Origin of the sequence: Bacteroides mediterraneensis (assembly GCF_025993685.1) — a bacterium.
Taxonomy (GTDB): domain Bacteria; phylum Bacteroidota; class Bacteroidia; order Bacteroidales; family Bacteroidaceae; genus Phocaeicola; species Phocaeicola mediterraneensis_A.
This window is the reverse complement of sequence record NZ_DAJPEN010000001.1, coordinates 444,731-459,401: the sequence shown is the minus strand read 5'-3', so window position 1 is coordinate 459,401 and position 14,671 is coordinate 444,731. Positions and strand designations below refer to the sequence as shown.

Genomic DNA, 14,671 nt, shown 5'->3' with positions numbered 1-14,671 from the left:
CCATGCAGTCTACCTATATTTTTATTATTTTATTGATTAGCCGTATCCTTATACAAAGAGAAAGTGACTGTCTTTACTTGTTTGTTAGCAATTGTAGGCACAGCTGTACTTCTATTGCTGCATTCATACTCCACAGCTATCTTTTCAGGATCGGATCCATGAACCGCCTTATATTGGGAAAGCAGATAATTCAAACTTATATAAGAGACATCTGTATATTGGTATTGTACGCTATAATCAGCAGCCCAGCTTTCATCCGTATCAGAATTTTCTTCTACAGAAGAATATCCTACTCCCGCAATCTTATAACGCAGGTGCAAGGTCAAAGTTTTAGCTTGCACATCGTCATCCTCAGCCAAGTAATATACGCTTAGGCTATGATTGGCCAATTCCGTCTTCAAATTGTCCGTAGTTGTACCTGTCTTCAACAGATAAGTAGGCGCCAAAACCAAATACTTGTTTTTTCCCCACACAAATCCGGCATTCTCTCCCAATGAATAAATAGAAACCGTCTCCGTGTTCAAAGGCAAATTAGAAGACGGATAACCCAAATCTTTCAAATAAACCGGATCATACAACAAAGTCACAGGCAAATTGGTGGAAGTAGAAGTAATAGCCTGCATATCTGCATTGTTATACTGATAAGCAATATAAGCCAGTTTTGATTCAGGAGCAGATGCCACCGTCTTATTGGGCACACACACCCAGCCATACATAGAAGTAAAAGACAGTCCCCCAAAACTGCTTGAATTCACTTCGGCATAATCCTCTAACGTTCTTACGCCATCATCTTCAGAGTTCAAACAAGAACTAAACCCTACCATTGCCAATAATGCAGCAAAAACTACTGCCCATTTCTGTTTTTTCATACTTTATCCTACTCTTATCTTTAGTTTATAAATTAAAATCCAGACTTAAAATTCACCAAATAAACGCGAAAAAAAGAAAACACTGCATAAGAAGAGTCTAAATTTAACATAAATAAACCTATCCTATTTTATCGCAGCAAAAGAATCCAAATGCTCGTCCACGTAAGCGGCAATCTGCGCCGTAATCAGCTCTTCCTCTTCCATATACTTCTCTTCCAAATCGTCGAACGCCTCATACTGCTCGTACATGGCCATGAACTCATCTTCCGTACAGTCTTTCTCCAAATCGGCACGGTGGGCATCGTAAATCTCCTTAGCTTCATAAATCAGCTTCGAAAAGTCCTTCACCCCAAACAGACGCATCGCCTTGGCAAACGGATTGTCAAATATATACGGCCCATACCCATTCTGGATGAGCTGCACAAAACCGCCTTCCATCACTTCCTCCCGGAAAAAGTGATACCCCAGCAATGTATGCTGATAGCCGTTCAGCAACGGCATGGTTTGCTCATTAATCACCCCACCCGTCACCTCCAGGTACTTGTCGATAAACACCTTCAAGAACGCGTCCATTCCCTCTTCCGCTCCTTTGCGCAAATCCGCATCGGACACCGTAATCTGATTCATTTCCATGCTATACCTAATAATTATTACCTATCTTTATGTAGACCTGCCATACGGCTTGTCACCGTATCTGCGGCAAAGATACAAGATTCTTTCAGAAGAGGAAAAACATTTTGGCAAGCAGAGTTTGCAAAACAGGCCAAACTGGAAAAAATATCATTAAAATGTAAGAAAAAGTTTGGTTTCGCACGTTGCAGAAAGAAATAAAACGACTAACTTTGCGTGCGGATTAAGGAAGAAATTCCGTAATTCGTGGTTTACGAAATACTTATTTTTTATTACCAATAAAACGTAAAGAATATGATTTATTCACATGAAGTTGAACACATGTGTTGTGTTGCTAAAGGACCTAACCACGGTCCGGCCCCAATTCCTGAAGAAGGAAAATGGATTCAAGCAAAAGAAATCAAAGACATTTCAGGCTTAACTCATGGTGTGGGATGGTGTGCTCCGCAGCAGGGTGCTTGTAAACTGACTTTGAACGTCAAAGAAGGTGTAATCGAAGAATGTCTGGTAGAAACTATCGGTTGCTCAGGTATGACTCACTCAGCTGCTATGGCATCTGAAATCCTGCCGGGTAAGACAATTCTGGAAGCACTGAATACAGACTTGGTTTGCGATGCCATCAACACCGCAATGCGTGAATTGTTCCTGCAGATTGTTTACGGTCGTACTCAGTCAGCTTTCTCTGAAGGCGGTTTGATGATTGGTGCAGGCTTGGAAGACTTGGGTAAAGGACTCCGCAGCCAGACTGGTACTCTGTATGGTACAAAAGCAAAAGGTACTCGTTACTTGGAACTGACAGAAGGTTATATCACTCGTATGGCTTTGGACAAAGACAACCAGGTAATCGGTTACGAATTTGTTCACATGGGTAAATTCATGGAACAGATCAAGAAGGGTGTAGATGCAAACGAAGCATTGAAAGCTGTTACCGGAACTTACGGACGCTTCAAACCCGAACAAGGCGCAGTTAAATATATTGACCCACGTAAAGAATAATAAGGAGGATACAGATTATGATTAGACCAGTACAGTTTGAAAGTCAGGACCGTCGTATCAAGCAGATTTTGGCTGCTTTGAATGAAAACGGTATCAAAGACATTGAAGAAGCTAACGCAATCTGTGACGCAGCCGGCCTTGATCCGTATCTGACTTGTCAGGAAACTCAGGGTATCTGCTTCGAGAATGCTAAATGGGCATACGTAGTAGGTTGTGCCATCGCACTGAAAAAAGGTTGCAAAAACGCTGCCGACGCTGCAGAAGCAATCGGTATCGGTTTGCAGGCTTTCTGTATTCCGGGTTCAGTAGCCGATGACCGTAAAGTAGGTTTGGGTCATGGTAACCTGGCAGCTCGTCTGCTCCGTGAAGAAACTCAGTGCTTCGCTTTCTTGGCAGGCCACGAATCATTCGCTGCTGCAGAAGGTGCTATCAAGATTGCAGAAATGGCCAACAAAGTTCGTAAGAACCCGTTGCGCTGTATCTTGAACGGTCTGGGTAAAGACGCTGCGATGATTATCTCTCGTATCAACGGATTTACTTACGTTCAGACTAAGTTCGATTACTTCACAGGTGATTTGAACATCGTAAAAGAAACTCCGTATTCAGACGGTCCTCGTGCAAAAGTAAAATGCTACGGTGCAGACGATGTACGTGAAGGTGTAGCTATCATGTGGCACGAAAATGTAGATGTATCTATCACAGGTAACTCTACTAACCCGACTCGTTTCCAGCACCCGGTTGCAGGTACTTACAAGAAAGAACGTGTTCTTGCTGGTAAGCCTTACTTCTCAGTAGCTTCAGGTGGTGGTACAGGTCGTACACTTCACCCGGATAACATGGCTGCAGGTCCTGCTTCTTACGGTATGACAGATACTATGGGCCGTATGCACTCAGACGCACAGTTCGCTGGTTCTTCATCAGTTCCTGCTCACGTAGAAATGATGGGATTCTTGGGTATCGGTAACAACCCGATGGTAGGATGTACAGTAGCTTGCGCTGTGAACGTAGCTTTGGCTTTGAATAAGTAATTTATACTTGATTCAATCATATAAATCCCTGTAACTCTCTGAGTTATGGGGATTTTTATTTTATCCGTACTACATGGAGAAATGATAAAATCCCATCACTTTTCGTCTGTTGTGCTTCTTATAAATCGTTGTGAATGGATGCTGAAATTAAAGCGGAATATTGCTTGAATCAGGCTTGTTTTTCTAAGGGTAATAAGTGGCTGATTATCCTTGAAAATGGGCTGAAAAGAGGATATTTTGTGTGCAATCTGTGTGCAATTCCATATTTTATCGAAACTGCACACAAAAATTTCTTCATCTACCTCATAAACAGAAAGATATATCATATTTGAAAGGACTTCCCAATGTCTAATTTAAAATGATTAAACTATGGTAAGAAGTTCATTTGCCATTCTCTTTTTCATAAGAGAGAGCAGAGTTAGAAAAGATGGTACAGCATCAATAGAGGTTGTGCTCACAGTAAATGGAGAAAGATGTGCATTTTCTACAGGTAAAAGAGTAAAATCTTGCAATTGGGATAAAGCCAAGCAACAAGTAAAAGGTAAAGACGAAGAAGCTCAAAGCCTCAACAATTATCTAAAAGCAATCAAAGCCAAACTCTATCAGAAGGAAGCAGAATTATTAGACAGAGGTTTTATCATCACAGCAGAACTATTACGTGACGCTTACTTCGATAAGGTAGAATCACTCAAAGAAAAAACGCTGTTTGAAGTTTTTGAAGAGCATAACCAAGAACAGGAAAAGCTGGTAGGCAATGGGGTTTCCAAAGCTACTTATTGGATTTAGGTCTATACAGTAAGATTACTCAAAGAATTTATTCAGCAGAAATACAAAAGAGAAGATTTATACCTACGCACACCCATACACAGGAATAGGAAAACCCGAACCGCTTAAATATGAACTGGCAGGAAAATGGTCAAGAAGAATTAATGCAGAGCATAGAATCGTTTACTCCGTGCATGATGATATAATAGAGGTTTACATATTCTCTATGAGATACCATCATTCAAATTACAGGAGATTTTTATTTGCATCCGAATTTGCATCCCTCATATCCAAATCGGTTTCTACGCCTTTTACCCCTTCTTTAAAGCTACGTACTCCTTTACCAAGTCCTTTCATCAGTTCAGGGATTTTTTTACCGCCAAAAAACAACAGAACTATCAACACGATAAAGATTATCTCTTGCGTCCCTATTCCAAACATCATTTTTTAATTTTATAAGATTTTGTTTTGATTGCCTCATTTCATTCTCAATCCTGGTATCAGCGGATCCACATCCACCAGTTCCAGCTCCTTCACCATCGATAGCGTACCCTGCTTATATTTCACAAAATGCGCTGTTTTCAGATGACTCTCGTAAGCAGAGCGGTCGGCATAGATTTCAAGGATAGTCACTTTGTGCGGAGCATCCTTCTCGGCAGTTGCATAAAGTGCCAACACGCCCGGTTCCAGCCGCATCGAAGCTTCAATTTCTTCTTTCAGAAAAGCATTGTAAGTATCAAGCTGTGCTGGGTCCACGACAATCTTTGACAAACGCACCAAATTATTTGCAGCAGGAACAGATGGGGCATATTCCTGTTTGATAATACGCAAAGCCTTGATAGCAGCGGGAAAACCTATATAAGGCAGACACTGAACGACAGCCGCCGCCAACATTTCGGGCGTATTGCCCACACTGATATTACCATGATAATGCGATTGAAGCTGGCTTTCGGCTTCCAATGTTGTCAGCACACAATATCCTAACAGTTCACGGGTCGGTAAGTCGAGTACACCACGACTGTATATCTCGCCGAAGAAATAATCCGTAAGGAATTGCTCTACCTCCTTGCCTATATCACCGGGTAGTCCCTTCATCACCGAAGCAATGCCCCCGGGATAGAGTTTGTCCTGAATCGCCTTGCCTGTCTCATGGCGGTTACTTTCCGTAACTGTTCCCTGCTTCTCCAGAGGAAGAGGAACACCCCGGTCTTTGAATACCTCGTTTACGGCAGCGACTGCATTCAGCATCCTCGGGAAACCGATAAACGGAGCTGTAAGATACATCACTTCGCGAAGTTCTTCGGGGGTAACCCCCACACGAAGTGCCGCTCCCGCATGGGCTTTCAATTGCGGAAGAGTCTGCATAACGGCAAGGGTCACACACGTAATCATTTCACGCTGCTTCAGGGACAATTTTCCCGCCTGAAACACCTCGCCGAAAATAAACTTCTGTAAAATATCCATCATCTCCGGATCCGTACCTTGTCCGGTCAGTGCCTCCCCACCGAACAGGGAGTGATAATTTTCTTTGCATACGTCTATTCTATCCATCTTGTAATCTGTTTGCGCCATCGTAGACCAGCAACCAGCCAGCACGAAAGCTATAATTCCTATGACCTTTTTCATACGTTTTTTCGCTTATTAATCTGTTGTCACTTGTCAATCTGACTTTCCGTGAACGGGTCAGCACGATGCCCCATCAAGTCAATTTGAGCATAAGCAGCGTCGAACTCTTCCATTTCGTAAGGAGTGAGCCGTACGGAAGATGCCCCCAGAAAATCGTCCAAATGAATGGGGTTCGTCGTACCGGGTATAGGAACAATCCACGGTTTGCGAGAGAGCATCCATATCAACGCAAACTGCGCCGGAGTCACACCTTTGCGCTTCGCCCATTCTTGTACCAGATAAACCAGCGGCATGTTGTGTTTCAATGCTTCAGGCTGAAACTGTGGCAAATTATACCGTCTGTCCCCCTTTTGGAAACGACTGTTTTCGTGGATAATTCCTGTAAGAAAAGCCCGTCCGAGCGGACAATAAGGCACAAAACCGATTCCCAGTTCCTGAAGAGTAGGAAATATCTTGGTCTCCGGTTCCCTCCACCAGATGGCGTATTCACTCTGTACGGCAGAAAGCGGACATACCGCATGCGCTCTCCGTATAGAGCGGGAACTGGCCTCGGATAATCCCCAATGTAACACCTTGCCTTCCTGCATCAAGTCTTTCACTACGCCTGCCACCTCTTCCATCGGCACTTTCGGGTCTACCCGATGTTGATACAAAAGGTCTATATAATCGGTATGCAGCCGTTTCAATGAACCTTCCACCGCCCGGCGAATGTGAGCAGGCTGACTGTTCAAGGCGGTTGGCTGACCTTCTTCCACGCCAAATCCGAACTTCGTTTCAATCTTCACCTTATCCCGGAAAGGTGCGACAGCTTCGCCCACCCATTCCTCACTGGTATAAGGTCCGTACACTTCCGCCGTATCGAACAACGTGACACCTTGGTCGTATGCCCGGCGGATAAGAGCAATCATGTCCTTCTTTTCGTATTTACCTCCATAATAACCTACCATCGGCAGACAGCCTAAACCGATAGCAGTGACCTTCATTCCGCCCAGATTCCGATATTCAATATCCTTGCTGGGATTTTGATTGCCGGAAAAACCGTTTGACTGATTTTCTTTTGCAGGCATTGTTCCGGCAAAAACATCCCCTATGCCTGTCATCACTCCGGCTGTAGCCAATGCATAGCCTGAAACCCGTTTTAAGAAACTTCTGCGATTCATAATCTGTAGTTTAATTTCTATACAAAAATACTGGGAAACAGCGTAAACCATTGTAACGATAACTCAGAGTTTTCTACCCGTTTTACTGAAAGTTTATAAGCTGGCTACACCCGAAAATCTCCCTACCTCCAGACGCGGCAGATGCTCCGGAATACCACAGAGTAGAAGGAAGTCACCTAAAAAAAGAAGCCGACGGTTGCAGGGATTAGGCTCCACTTCCATCGGCTGTTTATTTTCAACTGTCCTCTCAGAACAAGAGCCGACAGTCTCATATCGAACATCAGATTCTAATATTGAAAGACAAAATGCTCCAGGGCTTTCCGAATGCCCTCTTCCTCCACACAGGCGGTCACGTAATCCGCTACGGCTTTCAGTGATTCATTCGCATTGCCCATGGCCACACCGATTCCGGCTTCCCGGACGATGGGAATGTCGTTGCCCCCGTCGCCAAAGGCCATCGTCTCTTCCCTTTTCAGTCCCAGGATATCCATGACAGCTCTCAGTCCTTTACTTTTATCTGTACCTTGTGCCGTAATATCGGCAAAATCGGGATACCAGCGACTGGATACGCAATGAGGAAGCCGAGGCATGATTTGCCGTTCCTCTTCCTCCGAAATGACCGGCGTCAACTGGAGAATGGGATGTGCCCATAAGGCATCGAGCGAACGGCTTTCTTTCATGCCATGTACATTCAGCATCTGTCGGAAAATATAATCCACTTTTTCATTACTGTTGTACATTATCAGGTCTTTCTCTCCTACCACCATACAGGCGAAGTTCATCTCATCGGCCTGCCGGATAAGGGTACGCACATCTTCTTCTGGAATCGGACTACAAGATATCACCTGTTCGCCAATGAAACAATACGCACCATTCACCGTGATATATCCGTCTATCAGTTCACTGATTTCCTGCAGATTATTAATGAGTGAGAACGGGCGTCCGGTGGAAATGAACACTTTGATGCCCAGCTCCTTCGCCTGCCAGATAGCCTGTACCGTAGAATCAGGTATCCGGTGGGTCTGAAAGCTGACCAAAGTGCCGTCTATGTCAAAAAACAATGCTTTTATCATACTTTATCTTTTCGCTAAATAGATTTCAACCATACAGAGGAGAATTACTTTCTTCAATCCTCCTTTTTACCCTGCGCCCCTTGCTGACTGTTTGCCTTTGAAACAGCAGGAAGAGGGGCCACTGTGTATCCCAGCTTTTGAATGGCTTCTTTCAGTTTTTCGGGCGAAGTCTTTCCGTCACGATACTTAATTGTCACCGTCTTCTGGGGAAGATTGACATCCAGACCGGTCACTCCCTTTTCAAAAGAGAGGGTATTTTCAATGCGTTTCTGACATTTTTCACATTTCATAGATACCAGAAAAGTCACCTCCGATTTTTCTTTTTTGTGTGCTGCCACGTTTTCAGCTGATGCAGAGAATGAAAAAATCCACATCATCAGCATAAGGAATGTCATCAGTTTTGTTTTCATTGTCTCGTATTTTTAAATTACACATTCTGTCATAACTTAGGAATCTGGTAACGGATTCCTGCATAAAGTTTGTATCCCATTGTAGGACCCCAGACCATTGTCGCATCGAAATCCGGACTGTAGGGATTGGCTGCGGATACAATGGGGGACTGCTGCTTATAATTGGTCAGGTTCTCCCCTCCTACATAAATCTGCCACCGGCGGAAGCGATGGGTAATCTGCGCACTCAGCTGGGCAAACGAGGGGAAAGAAGTATTCCATAACGGATGCACCGCGTCGGCCAAAGGCATACGTCCTCCCCCGTTGAACTGGACCGTGGCATCCAACTGCCATTTTTTCAAAGGCGTCTCATAAGAAGCGGTCACCAGTGCCTTGTAGCGGCTTGTCAACGGTTTTCGCATCGTCTGTCCATCGTACGTACACTTCACATCCATCCACCGGTAAGCTCCCAGCAGGGTGAATCCCCGAAACAACGGATAGCTGGCTTCTATCTGGAACACACTGGAGGTAGAACGTCCCGCCAGGTTGTAGAAATAAACGCTATGCACATCCTGGTCCAAATCGACCACCACCTGATTCTGAAAATCCGTATAAAACCACTCCGCATTGAGGGTCAATTCTTCGTGGTTCACGGGAATATGGAAAGAAGCAGTCACTCCATAATTCCATGCTTCTTCCTGTTTTAAATCTTCTGCAAGATGAAACGTGCGGCTGCTTGCCAGCAAATAGCTGTTCTCCGGAAGCACAAAAGTGGTGCGGTATCCTTTCCCGGCAGAGGCACGCAGACTCAGCCACGAAGTCACCTCATACTTCACATGAACACGGGGTGTCACAAAGAAATGATGCAAGGAACTGTAGTCCGCTCGCAATCCAGCCATCAGCGTAAACTTCTGGAGAGGAGTCCACGTATATTCCGCATACGCTCCTCCTACCTTCTCCGACACCTGATGCCACTGTGGACAGTAAAGGTCCACCACATTGCCACTCTGCACATACCGGTCCCAGTTATAGTTCAGTCCGGCCGCCAGTTTATGATGCGCTCCAAACTCACTTTCATAAAGGAAAGAAGCATATACATTCGATTCATACACATTGTACACCTTGTCGGCATAATTGGCACGCTGGTCATGATACGACCCCGACACGATGAGGGCCACACTTTCATTCCGTTCCTGATTCAAGATAAATCCATTCTTCGTGAATCCTTCCACCCGATTGGCATCGTTGTGAATGGTATAAGGGGACATCTCGTCCACAGCATGTAAAGTATGTTCCGTCTGCCCGCTGGTTCTGCGGTCCGTCAGAATCTTAATGCCCGACTGGGAAACGAAACGGGAGGTTTGATAATGCCAGCGGTTCATCGCACTAAACGACTGCATCTGGGGCATATCCAAGAAAGTATCTTTGTTCCTGTCGTGTGCCTGCTCCTCATTGTAGTAGTTCACAAACAAAGCGGTAGACAAGCGGTCATTCAACTCCACGGCACCCACCACATTGCCCTCATAACGTCCGGTGCTGCTGCCAAACAGATTCACCAGCAAGGGGTCTGCCACCTTCGGTTTCTTGTATTCCACATCAATCTGCCCGGTCACCGACTCGTATCCGTTCTTTACGGAAGCAGCCCCTTTGGAAATCTGTATGCTTTGCATCCACGGTCCCGGAATATAGTCGAGCCCGTACGTGGAAGCCACCCCGCGCAAATTAGGGAAATTCTCGGTCAGCATCTGCACGTAAGTGCCGGCCAGTCCTAGCAACTGTATCTGCTTGGCACCTGTCACCGCATCACTGTAGGCCACGTCTACCGAAGGATTGGTCTCAAAACTTTCCGAAAGATTGCAACAGGCCGCACGCGTCAAGGCTTGCGAGGTGACACTCTCTGTGTTCAACACACTTTTCCGGTTCTTGATAGCTCCGAGACCTCCGGCTGTCACCACCACTTCTTTCAATTCCGTACTGGGAGACATCACCAGAATCTGGATATCGTCCGGACGTTCCATCTCGTATGTCAATGTCGTAAAGCCTACGTAATCGGCTTTCAGCAGTTTGGCCTCGTCCGGTACTGCCAACTCAAAATATCCGTTTTCATCCGTCACCGAAGTATGCTTGCTCTCATCATACACATAAGCCCCGGGCAAAGGAGCTCCCTCTTTATCCATCACATATCCTTTGACTGTCCTCTCAGAAAGTGCCATTGCCACACTTCCACATCCTATCCACACTCCTATCAACCATACAATTTTCTTCATCATATCACTGTTCATGCTTTAAATTCACACGACAAAAGTAAGCTACATACACAAACCGGACGTTACATAATTATGGATATGATTTATATCTCGTCCAACGGCCTCAACGCATGCCCTTTCATCCGTTTGAATTGAGTAGGCGACAATCCGGTCACAGCCTTAAACTGCCCGCTCAAATGAGCCACACTGGAATAATGCAACTTATCGGCAATCTCACCGACACTCAGTTCATCATAGAAAAGCAACTCCTTGACCCGTTCTATTTTCTGATGGATATAATATTTTTCAATGCTGATGCCTTGCATTTCGGTAAACAATTTGCTGAGGAAACTGTACTCCCGGTGACACTTCTGCTGCAAATAGTCAGAAAGATTCACCTTTTCCTGCTCTTCGGCATGATGTACCAGTTCAATGACTCCCACCCGGATCTGTTCGACAATACGCATGCGCTTGTCGTCAATCACTTCAAAGCCATATTGTTCCAGACGAGCCTGTATCCCGCGCCACTGGGCAGGAAGCAAAGGCTGGGCCAATGTCACAATGCCCAATTCTACTTTCAAGGGAGAAACGCCATTTTCCTGAAACACTTCCGCCACCGTATAGATACAACGGCGGCAAACCATATTTTTAATGTAAATGCAGGTCTTTTTCATTCCACGTCTCCTGTTAATCGGACGGCAAAGATAAGCATAAAACTTTACAACCATGTTGTCATCTTCTTTTTCGGTCATTTTAAGTACTTATTCACGGGTGTTATGCAAAAGGAAAGGTATCTTTGTAGAAAATTCAACCATTTATACCATGGGAACTTATCGCAAAAAGCTGCAGGGAACTGCCCAATATATCTCTTTCATTCCCGCTCCTCTTTCCACCGTCCAGATGGAAGAGGAATTACTCACCCCTTTTGTCACCGAGGCCCAGGAAGCCATCGACCAGTTGAACCAGACCCTCTGCGGGCTGAATGAAGAGGAAGTAGAAAACGTACTGCGAAAAGAAGCAGAAGCTTCGTGGATGCTCTCTGCCGGAAAATACTTTTTCCCGTTTGGCATTCCATCCTTCACTTCCCAATGGAATGAAGAGGAACAGGAAGAAATCCGGCATCTGACAGAGGCCTCAACCTATGCCTTAGAAAGTCTGAAAACACTGCCTCTCTGCGGACGTCTGCTCAAGAATGCACATTACCTGATGTGCCAAAGTACCTTGTATGAAAAGAAATATCCAGGAGAATTCCGTAACTCACCCGTATGGATAGGGCCGGAAGGATGCAACCTGAAAAACGCTCTTTTCGTTCCTCCCACCGAAGAAGACATGACTGAAGCCTTCTCCGAACTCGAAAAATTCATCCACGAAAAATCGGACCTGCATATCCTCATACGGGCTGCACTCATCCATTACCAGTTTGAGGCCATCCATCCTTTCATCGATGCCAACGGACGAACCGGCCGATTGCTCCACCTTCTCTTTCTGTTCGACCACAAGGTCATCCGGGAACCGGCTTTCATCTTTTCTTACACTTTAGGGAAGTACGCCCTCCGATACTACACAGAATTACAGAAAGTACACGAAAGCGGTGCGTATGAATCTTGGGTGATATTCTTCCTCCAGACCCTGAAAGAGGCTGCTCAACAAACAACCCGCTTTCTGTCCACACCTCCTCCCTCGTTTGGCTGAGGGAGGGAAAGAAGTACCGAAGATTATCTCCGGTAATACTGCGCCAGTGAGAAAGCCCGACGAAGCGCGATACGTGTACACACCAGCGCACAGACAGAACCGACCAAAAACATAATCCCCGTGGATACCATGATATTGCCCAGTCCCACCAACGGAGAGACGATACCGCCAAAAGCAAAGCCCAGCGCTCCCAGCAAAGCCGAAGCCATACCGGCATTTTCCCGTTCACTATCCATTGCCAACGTATTGGAGGCGGTGAAAGTCAGCCCCAGCATGGAAAGCAGACAAAGCAGCAAGACCTCGTAAAGCCAGAAAGGACAATTGGCACAAAATGCAATGCAGAGGAAGAAAGAGGCGATGACCATTCCCACACTTCCCCGGTACAACGCCTGTTCCGAATGGGCAAACTTGACCGATGCAGCCGCAGAAACCACAATGGCAATGGCATTGATGCCAAAACAAAGACTGAACATCAAAGGAGAAAAGCCATAATGCTGCTGCATGATAAAGGGAGCAGAAGAAATATTGGCAAACATCACTCCCTGTGCAAAACCGAACTGAAAAATGTAGCACACGTACCGACGGTTCTGAATGACGGTGAGGAAACTCTTATAGACATCGCTCCAACGCGCATTCTGCCGACGGACAGCCGGCAAGGAATCCGTGAAATGCAGACTTCCGGCCAACAGAATAACACCCAGTCCGAACAATACCCAGAAAATACCGTGCCACCCTACACTGTCGGCCATACCGCCTCCGGCAATCGGAGCGGCCACCGGAGCGACCCCGTTGATGGCTCCGATAATGGCCAGCATCTTTGCCAACTCCCTGCCGGAATATTTATCGGCTGCGATAGAGCGGGAAATGACAATACCTCCGGCACCCGCCATTCCCTGAATCAACCGCCAACCCACGAACTGCATGATGGTGCGGGAATACAGGCAACCCAACGTGGCCAGTAAAAACAGACACATGGCGATAATCAGCGGACGACGACGGCCATACTTGTCGCTGAGCGGTCCGAAGAAAAGCTGTCCCACAGCCAGCCCGATCATGCTGGCCGTCAGTCCCAGCTGCACCTGTGAGGAAGTGGTATGGAAAAAGCCTGTCATGGCAGGCAAAGTAGGCAAATACATGTCGGTTACAAAAGGCCCGAAAGCCGTCAGTACCCCTAAAAATACGAGAATAAACAATTGTGAATTTTTTCTTGTCATAATGCTTGTTTTTAAAACGCTGCAAAATTAGTAATTATCCAAAGGCCATATCATACCTTTTGCCGTACAAAACTTTTCAAAAACCGCACAAAATGAATTTTATTCCGAGAAAAAAGGCTATTTTTGTTTCATAAAAATACTTCCTCATGAATATTTCACTCTTGTCATCCCTCAACGGAATCCACTACGATGAAGGGAACCTGGACTTTCTCCGGCCCTCTCCCCTCCACTTCAACTGTGGCGTACAGATATTGTGTACCTGCGGAACGTGCATTCTCTCTACAGGAGCCCAGCAGTTTCATCTTCGGGAAATGTCGGAACTTATTTTCTGGGGAGGAAGCATCATGCAACTGATGGAAGCCTCGGACAACTTCCACGTACGTCTGCTGCTCTACCCCAAAAAGATATTTCTACAAGCCGCCATTTCCCTCGATACGACCTATTTTAATTACATGAGGGAATTCCCTCAATACGACCATGGAGAAGAAAGCTGGAAGAATGTCAACCTGTGGATTGACATGGCCCAGCTACTCTTCAGCCGGCCTTCACCTGCATTCCGCGAACGGCTGGAACTGAACTTCCTGCAAAGCATGCTCATGTGGATTTTCAGTTCCATTCCCGACACATACGTATCGAAAGCTGAGTCGTACACCCGGAAACAGCTTTTGTTTCATAAATTCATGCACCTCATTCACGAGCATGCGGCACAGATGCACCAAGTGTCTTTCTATGCCGAACAGCTTTGCATCTCTCCACGCTACTTAAATGAAATAACCTTGTCGTTTTCCAACGGAAAAACACCCAAGGCGCTCATTGACGAACAGCTGACAGCCGAGCTGAAGGTGTTGCTCAACAACCCGGCTTTGTCGATTGCCGAGATTGCTTCCCTCTGCCACTTTCCCGACTCGTCCTACCTGAGCCGCTTCTTTAAAAAGAACACCGGCATCGCCCCAAAGGCTTTCCGAGCCCTGAAACAAAGCTAA

At 45.8% G+C, this 14,671-nt stretch carries 15 protein-coding genes and 1 pseudogene; 6 read left to right on the top strand and 10 right to left on the bottom strand.

What is annotated here, in order from left to right:
* Positions 1-29: 29 nt before the first annotated feature.
* Both OIM59_RS01780 and OIM59_RS01775 read right to left on the bottom strand, forming a co-directional pair.
* Positions 30-869, bottom strand: coding sequence for a hypothetical protein (locus OIM59_RS01780; protein WP_299174262.1), 840 nt, complete (start codon positions 867-869; stop codon positions 30-32).
* Positions 870-992: 123 nt separating this feature from the next.
* Positions 993-1,502, bottom strand: coding sequence for a DMP19 family protein (locus OIM59_RS01775; RefSeq protein WP_299174265.1), 510 nt, complete (start codon positions 1,500-1,502; stop codon positions 993-995).
* A 291-nt stretch (positions 1,503-1,793) separates the two neighbouring features.
* Here OIM59_RS01775 and OIM59_RS01770 point away from each other — a divergent pair, with 291 nt between their 5' ends.
* The 4 genes and pseudogenes from OIM59_RS01770 to OIM59_RS01755 form a co-directional block, all read left to right on the top strand.
* The gene (locus tag OIM59_RS01770) at positions 1,794-2,495 is read left to right on the top strand and encodes an iron-sulfur cluster assembly scaffold protein (protein ID WP_022354280.1); all 702 of its coding nucleotides are present in this window, start codon (positions 1,794-1,796) and stop codon (positions 2,493-2,495) included.
* 17 nt (positions 2,496-2,512) lie between these two features.
* Positions 2,513-3,523 (top strand): GGGtGRT protein, encoded by a 1,011-nt coding sequence (locus tag OIM59_RS01765; RefSeq protein WP_072541826.1) that lies wholly within the window; start codon positions 2,513-2,515, stop codon positions 3,521-3,523.
* 369 nt (positions 3,524-3,892) lie between these two features.
* Positions 3,893-4,309: an Arm DNA-binding domain-containing protein gene (locus tag OIM59_RS01760; protein WP_299174268.1), complete on the top strand. Its 417-nt coding sequence runs from the start codon at positions 3,893-3,895 to the stop codon at positions 4,307-4,309.
* A 70-nt stretch (positions 4,310-4,379) separates the two neighbouring features.
* A pseudogene (locus OIM59_RS01755) lies at positions 4,380-4,532 on the top strand (Txe/YoeB family addiction module toxin); the annotation flags it as partial.
* Positions 4,533-4,534: 2 nt separating this feature from the next.
* Here the strand turns inward: OIM59_RS01755 and OIM59_RS01750 are convergent.
* The 7 genes from OIM59_RS01750 to OIM59_RS01720 all read right to left on the bottom strand — a co-directional run bounded on the left by OIM59_RS01750 (position 4,535) and on the right by OIM59_RS01720 (position 11,426).
* Complete coding sequence (locus tag OIM59_RS01750) at positions 4,535-4,729, bottom strand: twin-arginine translocase TatA/TatE family subunit (protein WP_299174423.1); 195 nt, start codon at positions 4,727-4,729, stop codon at positions 4,535-4,537.
* Between the two features lie 36 nt (positions 4,730-4,765).
* Complete coding sequence (locus OIM59_RS01745; protein ID WP_299174270.1) at positions 4,766-5,914, bottom strand: carboxymuconolactone decarboxylase family protein; 1,149 nt, start codon at positions 5,912-5,914, stop codon at positions 4,766-4,768.
* A 26-nt stretch (positions 5,915-5,940) separates the two neighbouring features.
* The gene (locus OIM59_RS01740; RefSeq protein WP_299174273.1) at positions 5,941-7,074 is read right to left on the bottom strand and encodes an aldo/keto reductase; all 1,134 of its coding nucleotides are present in this window, start codon (positions 7,072-7,074) and stop codon (positions 5,941-5,943) included.
* Between the two features lie 287 nt (positions 7,075-7,361).
* Positions 7,362-8,147 (bottom strand): Cof-type HAD-IIB family hydrolase, encoded by a 786-nt coding sequence (locus OIM59_RS01735; protein ID WP_303894531.1) that lies wholly within the window; start codon positions 8,145-8,147, stop codon positions 7,362-7,364.
* A 53-nt stretch (positions 8,148-8,200) separates the two neighbouring features.
* Positions 8,201-8,557, bottom strand: coding sequence for a heavy-metal-associated domain-containing protein (locus tag OIM59_RS01730; protein ID WP_303894528.1), 357 nt, complete (start codon positions 8,555-8,557; stop codon positions 8,201-8,203).
* Between the two features lie 29 nt (positions 8,558-8,586).
* Complete coding sequence (locus tag OIM59_RS01725) at positions 8,587-10,803, bottom strand: TonB-dependent receptor domain-containing protein (protein ID WP_303898141.1); 2,217 nt, start codon at positions 10,801-10,803, stop codon at positions 8,587-8,589.
* 83 nt (positions 10,804-10,886) lie between these two features.
* Complete coding sequence (locus OIM59_RS01720; protein ID WP_299174429.1) at positions 10,887-11,426, bottom strand: AraC family transcriptional regulator; 540 nt, start codon at positions 11,424-11,426, stop codon at positions 10,887-10,889.
* 178 nt (positions 11,427-11,604) lie between these two features.
* On the opposite strand from OIM59_RS01720, the gene OIM59_RS01715 reads away from it, so the two are divergent.
* Positions 11,605-12,474 (top strand): Fic family protein, encoded by an 870-nt coding sequence (locus OIM59_RS01715; protein WP_299174281.1) that lies wholly within the window; start codon positions 11,605-11,607, stop codon positions 12,472-12,474.
* A 23-nt stretch (positions 12,475-12,497) separates the two neighbouring features.
* Here OIM59_RS01715 and OIM59_RS01710 read toward each other — a convergent pair whose 3' ends face one another.
* Entirely contained in the window at positions 12,498-13,691 is a 1,194-nt protein-coding gene (locus OIM59_RS01710) for a multidrug effflux MFS transporter (protein WP_303898138.1), read from the bottom strand.
* A 143-nt stretch (positions 13,692-13,834) separates the two neighbouring features.
* Here OIM59_RS01710 and OIM59_RS01705 point away from each other — a divergent pair, with 143 nt between their 5' ends.
* Positions 13,835-14,671 carry an AraC family transcriptional regulator gene (locus OIM59_RS01705; protein WP_299174283.1) on the top strand — a complete coding sequence of 279 codons (837 nt, stop codon included), beginning with the start codon at positions 13,835-13,837 and terminating at the stop codon, positions 14,669-14,671.

Excerpts from the sequence above, each read along its gene's own strand:
- OIM59_RS01780 (WP_299174262.1), bottom strand. The coding sequence starts at position 869 with ATGAAAAAACAGAAATGGGCAGTAGTTTTTGCTGCATTATTGGCAATG.
- OIM59_RS01775 (WP_299174265.1), bottom strand. The coding sequence starts at position 1,502 with ATGGAAATGAATCAGATTACGGTGTCCGATGCGGATTTGCGCAAAGGA.
- OIM59_RS01770 (WP_022354280.1), top strand. The coding sequence starts at position 1,794 with ATGATTTATTCACATGAAGTTGAACACATGTGTTGTGTTGCTAAAGGA.
- OIM59_RS01765 (WP_072541826.1), top strand. The coding sequence starts at position 2,513 with ATGATTAGACCAGTACAGTTTGAAAGTCAGGACCGTCGTATCAAGCAG.
- OIM59_RS01760 (WP_299174268.1), top strand. The coding sequence starts at position 3,893 with ATGGTAAGAAGTTCATTTGCCATTCTCTTTTTCATAAGAGAGAGCAGA.
- OIM59_RS01750 (WP_299174423.1), bottom strand. The coding sequence starts at position 4,729 with ATGTTTGGAATAGGGACGCAAGAGATAATCTTTATCGTGTTGATAGTT.
- OIM59_RS01745 (WP_299174270.1), bottom strand. The coding sequence starts at position 5,914 with ATGAAAAAGGTCATAGGAATTATAGCTTTCGTGCTGGCTGGTTGCTGG.
- OIM59_RS01740 (WP_299174273.1), bottom strand. The coding sequence starts at position 7,074 with ATGAATCGCAGAAGTTTCTTAAAACGGGTTTCAGGCTATGCATTGGCT.
- OIM59_RS01735 (WP_303894531.1), bottom strand. The coding sequence starts at position 8,147 with ATGATAAAAGCATTGTTTTTTGACATAGACGGCACTTTGGTCAGCTTT.
- OIM59_RS01730 (WP_303894528.1), bottom strand. The coding sequence starts at position 8,557 with ATGAAAACAAAACTGATGACATTCCTTATGCTGATGATGTGGATTTTT.
- OIM59_RS01725 (WP_303898141.1), bottom strand. The coding sequence starts at position 10,803 with ATGAAGAAAATTGTATGGTTGATAGGAGTGTGGATAGGATGTGGAAGT.
- OIM59_RS01720 (WP_299174429.1), bottom strand. The coding sequence starts at position 11,426 with ATGGTTTGCCGCCGTTGTATCTATACGGTGGCGGAAGTGTTTCAGGAA.
- OIM59_RS01715 (WP_299174281.1), top strand. The coding sequence starts at position 11,605 with ATGGGAACTTATCGCAAAAAGCTGCAGGGAACTGCCCAATATATCTCT.
- OIM59_RS01705 (WP_299174283.1), top strand. The coding sequence starts at position 13,835 with ATGAATATTTCACTCTTGTCATCCCTCAACGGAATCCACTACGATGAA.